The organism is Streptosporangium sp. NPDC050284 (genome assembly GCF_044459525.1).
Lineage (GTDB): Bacteria > Actinomycetota > Actinomycetes > Streptosporangiales > Streptosporangiaceae > Streptosporangium.
This window is the reverse complement of sequence record NZ_JBITIZ010000013.1, coordinates 206,966-217,403: the sequence shown is the minus strand read 5'-3', so window position 1 is coordinate 217,403 and position 10,438 is coordinate 206,966. Positions and strand designations below refer to the sequence as shown.

Sequence of the window (10,438 nt, the reverse complement as noted above, 5' to 3'; positions counted from 1 at the left end):
GTCGTGCGATACCGGAACCACGTCCCGCCCTCGGCGGGGAGGACATCAGCCAGGACGCCGGTGGCCGCTCTCCTGCGCCGCGAGCCTGGCCAGCTCGACCCGCGAGTGAATACCCAGCTTGCGGTAGACCTGCCGCAGGTGGAAGGCGACGGTGTGCTCGCTGATGAACATCTGCTTGGCGGCGTGCCGGTTCGTCAGCCCCTGGGAGACCAGATCGCAGACGGCCTGCTCGGTGCCGGTCAGGCTGGCCCACCCCGAGGTGGGGTGGTCGGTCCTGACCCAGTGGCGGCACCGCTCGCCCAGACGCCGCAGCCTGCCCCGCACCCGCGCCGCGTCCCGGGCGGCCTCCACGGCCCCGTAGCAGGTCAGGGCGGTCTTCAGGCTCCCCACGGTCAGCTCCCTGTGGCCGTCGTCCGCCCCCAGCAGCACCCCGAGGTCCTCCGCCGCCGATCCTCTCGCCCAGGGATCGATGTGCCCGGCCACCGCGCGGCCCAGCGCTTCGGCGTCACCCTCCCGTAGCCCTCGCGCGTGGTCGGCGGAGACCGACGGGTTGGACAGGCCGGGATTGCGGGAGGCGACGTCCTCGGCGGCGTCGACCACGGCGTCGGCCCTGCGCCGGTCGTTCACGGTCATCGCCACCCGCACCAGCCACGCCGCGGCCGCGGACTCGCCGGTCAGTGCGCCGAGGTGGAGGGGCAGCGCGTCGTAGACCCCGCCGAGCGAGCTCATGCCGCCCGCGGCGCCGTCGCGCGCCTCCCTGATCCGTGCGGCCACCAGCTCCGATCGCAGCCGTGCGGGCGGCATGCCGGATGCCGGCCTGACCAGGCCCCTCTCCATGTACCTGACGGCCCCGGGCAGGTCGCCCGACCGCAGCGACGCGGTGCCGAGCACCGACAGGGCCGAGGAGACCAGAATCGGGGCTTCCAAGGCCTCGGCGGCGGTCAGGGCGACCTCCGCGTGCTTGATCGCTGCGCCGATCCTGCCCGTGGCCAGGTCCAGTCGGGCGCGTAGAGCGGGGATCTCCGCGGCCCACGAGGGCTCACCCTCGGCGTCGGCCTCCGCGGCGGCGATCTCCGTCGCCGCTTCCGCCTCGTCCAGCAGCCAGAGGTCGATGAGCATCGTGGCCAGCACCGCCCGCGGCTGCCGGTGCGGGCCGCGGACCGGTCGCTCCACGGCCTCGCGCGCCAGGTCCAGCCCGCGAGAGAGGTCGCCCTCGTTCCACGCGAGCAGGGCGAGGTCCAGAAGTCTCCCGCCGTCGCCGCCCCACGGGGGCGCGGTGGAGCGCTCGACCTGCTCCCGCAGCGCCCGGCGCACCGGTGAGGGCACCCTGTCGACGACCGACCGCCACACCAGTTCGTGGCGGAACGTCAGCTCGTCAGGGGTGGCCACGAGCACACCGGCCGCGAGTGCCTCCTCCAGCGGGGGGAGCAACGCGGCCGGGGTCTCGCCGAGCATCCTGGCCGCGTACGCCGGTGTGACCGAGCGTCCGAGCACCGCGATGGCCTCCAGTAGATAGCGGGTCCTGGTGCCGAGCTCGTCCAGGCGGCGTCGGACGGCGTCGTGCAGGCGCGAGGGCAGCGCCGCCTGGGCGGGTGTGATCCCGGCCGGTAGGGCGACGCCGTCCTCGACCAGGACGGCGCCCTCCTCGCGTAGCCCGGTGAGAAGCTCGGAGAGCAGGAGCGGGTTGCCGGCGGCCTGGGCGGCCAGCGCCGCCAGTTCCCGCCCGGGTGGCGCGCCCAGGATGTCGGCGGAGACCTCTGCCACCGCGCCCTCGTCCAGGGGGCGCAGAATGGTCCGGGTGGCCCCCTCCTCCTCCAGCAGGTCGAAAAGCCGGCCCGCGTCGCCGCCGGCCGGGGCGCTGCGGCGGGCCAGCAGCCATGCCACCGGGCGCGAGGCGAGCCGCGAGGGCATCGTCCGCAGGGCCATGATCGTGGCGGGGTCGGCCCACTGGAGATCGTCAAGGATCACCAGCAAAGGCCCCGAGGCGAGTCTCCTCTCCAGTGAAATACGGACCTGCTCGGCCAGCCACAGCAGCAGTTCCGGCCCGTCGGGGAAGAAACTCCTGGTCAGGGGCATCGGAGTCGTCGGTGACTCCTCAAGCGCGGACAGCAGCGGCCCCAGGGGGGTGAGCCGTCCCAGCTCGTCGGCCCGGCCGCCCGCCACCGACATCCCACGCGCGCCCGCGGCGCCCGCGGCCTCGGCGAGTAGCAGCGACTTGCCTATCCCCGGCTCGCCCTCGACGAGCATGACGTTCCCGGTCGTGGACGCGAGGCCTTCGAGCAGGGCGAGGGCCGCCGCCCACTCATCTTTCCGGCCGCGCATGGTCTTGTCTCGGATCTGGCGTCATACAGGCGGGCTTCCTGAGCGGTGATTACGCATATGACATCCCCAAGGGATGAATCATCACGCGTCGGGCACCATTGCGCACCGGTGGTTTGGCACAGTTTTGACCTTGGGGAGCCCGTCGCCCGGTCAGCGCTCGATGAGCGTGACCTCCAGGGAGTAGTGCGAGGCCCGGTAGAGGTGGGAGCCGTGCTCCACGGCCCTGCCCTGGTCGTCGTAGGTGGTGCGGATCAGCGTGAGCAGCGGCGCCCCACGCCGCTCGCCGAGCAGCCTCGCCTCGGCCGCCGTGGCCGCCCGCGCCCCCATGCGCTGGTTCGCCACGCGCATCCGCACCCCGGAGGCGCGGAGCGTCTCGTACAGCCCGTGCTCCCGAAGGCCTTCGGCGGTCAGCGGGGCGAGCCCGCAGGGCAGCCAGTTGTGCAACAGGGCGAGCGGTTCCCCCGTGGCGTAGCGGATCCGCTCCAGGCGGAGCATCTCGGTTCCGGGCGCGACGCCGAGGGTCGCGGCGACATCCTCGCCCACCGGAGCCGGACCCAGGAGCAGTACCCTGGTGGCCGGCTCCTGGCCGGCCCTGCGAAGGTCGTCGTAGAGGCTGGTCAGCTCGATGGAACGCCTGGCCTGGCCGTGCACCACCTGGGTGCCGACGCCTCGCTTGCGCACCAGCAGGCCCTGGTCGACCAGATACTGGATCGCCTGGCGGATGGTCGGCCGCGACAGGCCCAGCCGACCGGCGAGCAGGATCTCGTTGTCGAGACGCGACCCCGGGGGCAGATCACCGCGGCGGATGGCCTCGGAGATCTGCTCGGCCACCTGGAAGTAGAGCGGGACCGGGCTGGACCGGTCGAGATCGATGGCGAGCTGCGTCATTCGCCCTCCCGGTTGACACGCCGCGCCGTCAGGCTAGCGGACATCAGAATGTCTTGACAAAAACCGCCGGGTCCTGGCCGGTGGGGCAGGGACCATTGTTCGCGCCGTCGTTCGCGCCACTGGAGGAAGCATGGATCAGCGCAGGGATCAGAGCACCGCGACGGAGCTGTCCGCCGTCGCGGTCGAGGCCGCCCGCGCGGTGGGCGACCGGCTCCGCGGGGCGTTCAGGTCGCGTCCCGCGATCGAGACCAAGAGCGACTTCCACGATCCGGTGACCGAGCACGACCGTGCCGCGGAGGAGATCATCCGAGAGGTCATCGACAGGCGTGTCCCGGGGAGCACGGTCATCGGCGAGGAGGGTGGCAGCACGGGTTCGGGCGAGATCCGCTGGTACGTCGACCCGATCGACGGGACCGCGAACTTCGCCGCGGGGCTGCCGTTCTTCTGCGTGTCGATCGCCGCGGCCGTCGGGGACGAGGTGGTCGCCGGGGTGGTGTACGACCCGGTGCGCGACGAGGAGTTCCGAGCCGCTCCGGGAGGTGCCTGGTGCAACGGCGCGCAGCTGCGCAGCACCGGCGCCGCGCGTGACCGGGAGGGGGTTCTGCTGACCAGTTATCCCACTCCCCGGGAGGTGACCGAGGGCGGGGAGGAGACGCTGCGCCGGTTCGGCAGGATGGTGGAGGCGTTCGCCTCCACGCGCCGTCCGGGCAGCACCGCGCTCAAGCTGGCGTACGTCGCGGGCGGGTGGGCGGACGTCGCCTACGGCAGTAGGGTCAGTCCGTGGGACATGGCGGCGGGGTCGCTGCTCGTCCGGCGGGCGGGAGGCGTCTTCATCCCGTTGGACGGGTCGGTCTTCGAGGCCGGCGGCTACCTCGCCCACGTCGGAGGCTTCGACCTGGCGGGATCGGTCATGAGCGAGCTGCTCCTTCACGACCGCCCGGTCCGAAGCGCCGGCGGGCCGGGGTGAGCCGGCCAAGGGCCCGCATGGTCGACCCTCGCGCGGGGCAGGTTCCGCGTGTCGGTGATCGGATTACCTATTGATCCTGTAGGAAATACAGGTAAAATGATTGTCTCGCCGTACGAAGGAGCCGCCATGAGCCTGGAGCCGGAGGCCGAGAGCCCGCTGGCCACCGCGGTCGGCGTCGCGCGCTGGATCCGTTCCGCGGCCGTGGACGACGAACGCGGACGACACTGGCTGGCCAATCCCGACCCCCGAGGCCGGGCCGCCATGCCCGACCACCCCCTCTCGCTGTACTCGGGGGCGGCCGGGATCATCCTGTTCTTCCTGGAACTCGCCGCCGCCACCGGAGACGACGGCTACCTCGACGACGCCACGGCCGGGGCCCGATACCTCGTCGCCACCTGGCGGGAGCAGGCCGACCTCTCCCTCCACCACGGCCTGGCCGGAGTGATGTTCGCCCTCGCCGAGACCGGTTGGGCCACCGGCGAGGGTGGCTTCGAGGTCGAGGCCGGCGCCGTCGCCGACCGCATCGTGCGCAGCGCCCGCCCCATCGACGGCGGCCTGGGCTGGACCGGCGACCCCGCGCAGCGAGGCGACGGCGGGATCATCCTCGGCCTGCTGCACGCCGCGGGCATCCTGGGAGTGCCCGCCTACCAGGAGGTCGCGGTCGAGGCCGGCGCCCGCATCGCCACGCTCGTCGTCCCCGGTCACCGCTTCGGCGAGGGCGCCTGCGCCGACCTGCCCCTGGACGCGGTCACCCCCGGCTTCCTGTCCGGCACCGCGGGTACCGCCTTCCTGCTCGCCCGTTTGTACGGCGTGACCGGTGAGAGCGCCTTCCTGGGCGCCTCCCGCAGGGGGGCCGACTTCGTCCGCGCGGTCAGCGCCGTGAGCGAGCGGTGCGCGCTGGTGCCGCACCACATCCCGCAGGGCCGCGACCTGCACTACCTGGGCTTCTGCTCCGGCTCGGCAGGGGTCGCCCGGATGTTCTACGAGCTGCACCGGGTGTCGGGCGATGCCGGGGATCTCGACTGGGCCGAGCGGCTGGCGAGGGGGATCGTCCGCAGCGGCGCCCCCGCCGACCAGAGCGGAGGCTCCTGGAACTCGGCCTGCCAGTGCTGCGGCACCGCCGGTCTGGTGGAGCTGTTCGTGGGACTCTGGGCGGCGACCGGCCACAGCCGGCATCTGGAGTTCGCCCGCACACTGGGGGAGAACCTGGTCGGCCGGGCCACCGGCCACGACGGCAGGGGCACCCGCTGGTACCAGGCCTACCGGCGGTTGCGCCCCTGGGAGGTCACCGCCGACACCGGCTACATGGTCGGGGCCGCGGGGGTCGGGGCCGCACTCCTGCACCTGGACGCCACCGCCCGCCCGCAGGAGGCGAGGCGGCTCATCCTGCCGCCGGACAATCCGTTCCCCGCGATCCCGCTGCCGAGCGCGACGCTCCGCCGCTCCTGACGATCATGGAAGGCGCGTCGCCGGTGAGCCGACCGCTTCCGTGGGCGAGCGTGAAGAAGGGCCGCCGTGGCGCGGAGGGCACGGTGCGGGTCCACGGCCGGGTGGCGCGGAGGACGCGTCCCCGGCCTGCCGCGTCCGCGCAGCTCTCCGAACCCTGTACGGTCGGGCATCGAGGCCTCCACCGGGCCCGGCGCCGCGGACACGTCTCCGGCGCCGTCCCGGCACCCCGGACCGTGTCACCCCCGGTACGCCCGATCGTGCCGACCCGGTCGCGGAGGGTGGCGGCCACCGGCGCCCCTCGCGCCGGAGAAACCAGGGATGATCTGCCCTTTGGCCGTCAAGGGGTGACAAAGCTCGTGATGATGATTGGTGATTCTCCGTGAGTGTTGCGCAAGGCATGCCTAATCTCGGTCTCGTGACAATCGAGGACTTCCTTCCCGACCCCGACCGTTCCGTCGTCGCGATCGAACCGGCACAGCCGGGCGCCGGCCACTGGGCCGGTGCACCGAGCGCCGTGGCGAGCGACGGGCTCGTCTACCTTGCCTACCGGCTGCGCCGTCCCGTCGGCGAGGGCCGTGGTTACGCGGTCGCCGTCGCCCGTTCCGTCGACGGTGAACGGTTCGAGACCCTGCTCACGATCGGCAGGGAGGAGATGGACACGGAGTCGCTGGAGCGGCCCACCCTGGTACGCACGCCGGAGGGACGCTGGAGGCTCTACCTCAGCTGCGCCACCTACGACACCAAGCACTGGCGGGTCGAGGTGCTGGAGGCCGACGACCCGTCCGGCTTCCAGGCCTCGCAGCGGCGGGTCGTGCTGCCGGGCGACCCGAAGACCGGCGTCAAGGACCCGGTGATCGTGCTGCGGGACGGCCTCTGGCACCTGTGGGCCTCCTGCCACCCGCTGGAGGAGGCCCACGAGGCCGACCAGATGGTGACCGACTACGCCACCAGTGCCGACGGCATCGAGTGGACCTGGCAGGGCACCGCGCTCAGCGGCCGTCCCGGCACCTGGGACGCCAGGGGCGCGCGGGTGGCCGCGGTCCGCTTCCTCGGCGACAGGGTGGTGGCCTTCTACGACGGCAGGGCCACCGCGGCGGAGAACTACGAGGAGAAGACCGGTGTCGCGGTCGGCACCGACCCGGCGGAGCTGACCCCTCTCGGCACCGAGCCCGTCGGGGTCTCGCCGTACGCGGGCGGTGGCCTTCGCTACCTGGACATCGTGGATCTGCCGGGCGGCGGGCGGCGGCTCTACTACGAGTACACCCGTGCGGACGGGGCGCACGAGCTCCGCACCGAACTGCGCTGACCACGGCACGGGGTCCCGGGCGTGCCACAGTGCCCGGGACCGTCCGGCAAAGATGGTTTAGCTGCGCCCCGGGGCGTCCCGCTACGCCTGGGGGCGGCCGTTGCGCGCCTGGCGCTGGCCGTTGGGGCGGGTGCCCACCAGGCCGCCCGAGCGCTCGCGGGGGCGGAGCCAGTCGCTGAAGTCCTCGCCGGTCACCTTCTGCAGCAGTGCCACGTCCTCGGTGAAGTAGGGGATCAGCTTCTCCCGCTGGTCCCAGGTGAGCGGCTGGCGGGAGCGGGCCCGCTCCTGCAGCCTGCGCTCCAGCGGGTCGGTCAGCGCCACGCTCACCCGCGACGGCAGGAAACGTCCCACGGACGATCCCACGCGCAGCGCCCGCGACAGCATCCGGTGCCCACGGGTCGGCTCCGGGTGGGCGGTCACGTTCTCCCTGGGGACCTCGGTGACCACGCCGGTCTCCAGCCCGAGAAAGCGGAAGATCCGGTCGAGGGTCTCGGCGGGGCGGTCGACCAGGTCACGGTAGCGGTAGACGAGCACCTGCTCGCGGGGGAACAGGGTGAACAGGTGTGCGAGCTGTTCCCCGTACTTGCCGAGCCCGCGATAGTGCCAGAACGGCGCCCAGCCGGCCCTGATCCGCCGCGCCTCTTCGGCGCAGGCGAGGACCACGTCGCCGATCGGCTCCAGCCCGGCCGACCACAGGTGGGTCCAGTTGGAGTGGGCGCGCTCCACCGGGTCGCGCAGCACCACGATGAGCCTGGCGTCGGGGATGGTCTCCCTGATGCGCCGCTGCGCCGCCAGGTCGTAGAGATAGAACGGGGTCGACTCGCCGGTGAGCGTGCCCGGCGGTGCCGCCGTGAACAGGGCCTCGTAGTCCTCGCGCCGCCAGACGTGCTCGCGGTAGGTCTGGGCGTCGCCAGGTCCCCCCCTGGTCGGCGGCGGGCCGTCGCTGAGGAAGAACTTCGGTTCCTTCACCGGGGACATGAACAGTCCCGGGTGCCGGGCCAGTGCGGCGTGCAGGGCGGTGGTCCCGGCTTTCGGAGCACCGATCGTGAGGAAATTCGGCAGGGGCATCGTTATTACCCTTAATCCCTACTATGATTATTGGTAAATATAGCCCTTTCTCGGGCGAAGGCAAGCACCCGCTCGTGCGATCGCCGTGACCCAGGGGAGTTCCCAATGGTGGAGATTTCACTCATCGCACTTATCTCCAGGTCATGATGCGAAGAGGCCTGTCCCGCCCGGTGAACACCGAGTTCTTTTCCGCTATTTCGCCACTGCGAAGGAGTTTTGTCGCGCTGCTCCGAGGTGGGCGGCGCGGGCGCGTCGTCGGACGGTGCCGTCACGTCGCGGCGGCGATCGGCGAAAGCCGACGGCGCGAACACCGCGGTCACCGCGATCTCCTCCTTGCGGGGTAGTTGCCTTCGGAATCCCCCGCCTTCAGGTGGGGGAGGATGTCAAAAAGCCGAACCGGAGCCGGGCGAGGTCGTCGCCGCGACCCGGCCCGACCTCAGAAGTCGAACGACTCCACGTGGATGCGCCGGCCGGGCACGCCCGCGCGGCGCAGGGCGTGGCGTGCCGCGACCGTCATCCCGGAGGGGCCGCACAGATAGACGTCGTGGACGGCCAGACCGGGTATCAGGGCCCGCAGGGCGCGCCCGGTCAGCGGCACGCTCCGCCCGCCCGGCGATCCGGTGAGTTCGTCCACGGTGTAGTGGATCGTTGCGCCGCGCACGGCGGCGATGGCGTCCAGCTCGTCGCGGAGGATCAGCTCCTCGTCGCGGCGCGCCATGTAGACGAGGGTCACCTCGCCGGGCAGCGTCTCGAAGAGCGCGCGCAGCGGGCTGATCCCCACGCCGCCGCCGACCAGCAGAACCTGCGGCCTGCGGCGCCGTGCGGCGGTGAGGGCCCCGTAGGGACCCTCGGCCCACACGCGGGTACCGGGCCGCAGCCCGGCCAGCGCGCCGCTGTGGTCGCCGACGCCCTTGACGGTGATCCGCAGGAAGCGGGAGTTGGCGGGTGCCGACAGCGAGTAGGGGTTGGCCGTCCACCACATGCCAGGGGCGAGGAACCGCCAACGGAAGAACTGGCCGGGTTCGGCGCCCAGCTCGTCCAGGTGCTCCCCGGTCAGGTAGACCGACACCACGGTGGACGACTCCCTGCGGATTTCGGCGACCCGCAGCCGGTGGCGCAGGGCACGGTGGACGGGGGTGAGGAAGCGATACCAGACCAGCAGGGCGACGACGGAGGCATACAGCGCGTACCAGAACACCCTCATGACGACGCCGCCGGCGAGGTCCGGCCCGGTGAGCTGGTGACCGAACCCGAGGAAAACGGCCCCGTAGGTGATGAAATGCAGGTAGTGCCAGGTCTCGTACCGCATCCTGCGCCGCACCTCGCGCACCGAGACGAACGCGACGCCGGTCAGCAGCAGGAGGGCGACCGTCGCCTCCAGCATGGCCGGGCCGTCCAGGATCAGCTCCGCGGTCCCCTCGAACACGCCTGTGCCGGACCGTGCCACATGGGCCGCGACGGCGAACAGCATGTGGGCCGCCGACAGGACGATGGTGTGGCGGCCGCCCGTCGCGTGCCAGCGGGCCAGCCGGTCGGTTCCGACCCCGCGATCCAGCGCGGGAACGCGGGCCATCAGCCCCAGCAGGACGGCACAGGCGTAGCCCGCGAGCATGCCGGTGAGCCTGCCCGCCCAGGCCAGTGCCCCGGCGACCCCGGAGACCGAGGTGATGTCCGACCAGCACGTCGCGGTCGCCGCGACGGCTCCGGCGCAGACGAGGGCGAGGACCAGGGAGGGCCGCGCCCGGCGCGCGGGCGGCCGGACGGCGGCGCGTCGCCGTGCGCGCGTGCCGGGGGCGGGGGCGGGGCCTCTCACGGCCCCAGCCGGGTGAGCCGGTCGCCGTGGTCCTTCTCCAGGGTGGCGGCGAACGCCCTGGTCTCCCGGTCGGAGCCCGACTTCTGCTCGCCCTTCGCGACCAGGACCGACTGCGTGAGATATTCGCGCGCGTCCCTGGTGAAGAGCCGGTCGAACGCGGCGCCGTCGGCCCGTCTCAGGGCCGCGAAGTCGTCGGGGATCACCATGCCCGGGATGTCGTGCCCCTCGTGCTCGTCGCTCTCCGGCACCCCGGACCTCCGCAGCAGGTCGCGCAACCTTCCGAGCGTCGTACGGTGATCGGCGACGTTCTCCTCGGCGAATCGCGTGATCTTCGGATTCGAGGTCTTGCCGGGGGCCAGCTCCAGCAGGCGTACCGCCTGCTCGGTCATCGGGATCATCAACTGCAACCACGCGATGTCGGTGCCGTTGAAGGAGCCCGGCGCGCTTCCGGTCGGTGTGGGAAGCGCGTCGGGTCCGCTTCGTGACGACGGGTGATTCGCGGCCGAATGGGTCGGCGGCTCGGCGGCGACACATCGTGAGACCAGCAGCACGGTGAGCACGACGAGTACCGTCGCGCCGATCGTGGACGCCTTCATGTCGCTCCTCCGCTCACGCCGCTCCCGTG

Annotated in this window: 8 protein-coding genes; 3 read left to right on the top strand and 5 right to left on the bottom strand. The window is 72.3% G+C overall.

Annotation, left to right across the window (positions count from 1 at the left end; translation table 11 throughout):
- Positions 1-45: 45 nt before the first annotated feature.
- A complete protein-coding gene (locus ACIBH4_RS28505) occupies positions 46-2,322 on the bottom strand; it encodes an AAA family ATPase (protein ID WP_362515788.1) in 2,277 nt (758 codons plus the stop codon).
- 150 nt (positions 2,323-2,472) lie between these two features.
- Positions 2,473-3,210: a GntR family transcriptional regulator gene (locus ACIBH4_RS28500; protein ID WP_362515786.1), complete on the bottom strand. Its 738-nt coding sequence runs from the start codon at positions 3,208-3,210 to the stop codon at positions 2,473-2,475.
- A 130-nt stretch (positions 3,211-3,340) separates the two neighbouring features.
- On the opposite strand from ACIBH4_RS28500, the gene ACIBH4_RS28495 reads away from it, so the two are divergent.
- From ACIBH4_RS28495 to ACIBH4_RS28485, 3 genes are all read left to right on the top strand, one after another.
- Positions 3,341-4,177 (top strand): inositol monophosphatase, encoded by an 837-nt coding sequence (locus ACIBH4_RS28495; protein WP_362515784.1) that lies wholly within the window; start codon positions 3,341-3,343, stop codon positions 4,175-4,177.
- 126 nt (positions 4,178-4,303) lie between these two features.
- Positions 4,304-5,626, top strand: coding sequence for a lanthionine synthetase LanC family protein (locus tag ACIBH4_RS28490; RefSeq protein WP_362515782.1), 1,323 nt, complete (start codon positions 4,304-4,306; stop codon positions 5,624-5,626).
- Positions 5,627-6,041: 415 nt separating this feature from the next.
- Positions 6,042-6,932, top strand: a complete 891-nt coding sequence (locus ACIBH4_RS28485) for a hypothetical protein (RefSeq protein WP_362515779.1) — start codon at positions 6,042-6,044, stop codon at positions 6,930-6,932.
- Positions 6,933-7,013: 81 nt separating this feature from the next.
- On the opposite strand, the gene ACIBH4_RS28480 is transcribed toward ACIBH4_RS28485, so the two are convergent.
- The 3 genes from ACIBH4_RS28480 to ACIBH4_RS28470 form a co-directional block, all read right to left on the bottom strand.
- Positions 7,014-8,000 carry a sulfotransferase gene (locus tag ACIBH4_RS28480; RefSeq protein WP_362515777.1) on the bottom strand — a complete coding sequence of 329 codons (987 nt, stop codon included), beginning with the start codon at positions 7,998-8,000 and terminating at the stop codon, positions 7,014-7,016.
- Between the two features lie 436 nt (positions 8,001-8,436).
- Complete coding sequence (locus ACIBH4_RS28475; protein WP_362515775.1) at positions 8,437-9,813, bottom strand: ferredoxin reductase family protein; 1,377 nt, start codon at positions 9,811-9,813, stop codon at positions 8,437-8,439.
- A complete protein-coding gene (locus ACIBH4_RS28470; RefSeq protein ID WP_362515773.1) occupies positions 9,810-10,409 on the bottom strand; it encodes a DUF305 domain-containing protein in 600 nt (199 codons plus the stop codon). Before ACIBH4_RS28470 ends, ACIBH4_RS28475 begins: the two co-directional genes overlap by 4 nt.
- Positions 10,410-10,438 lie beyond the last annotated feature (29 nt).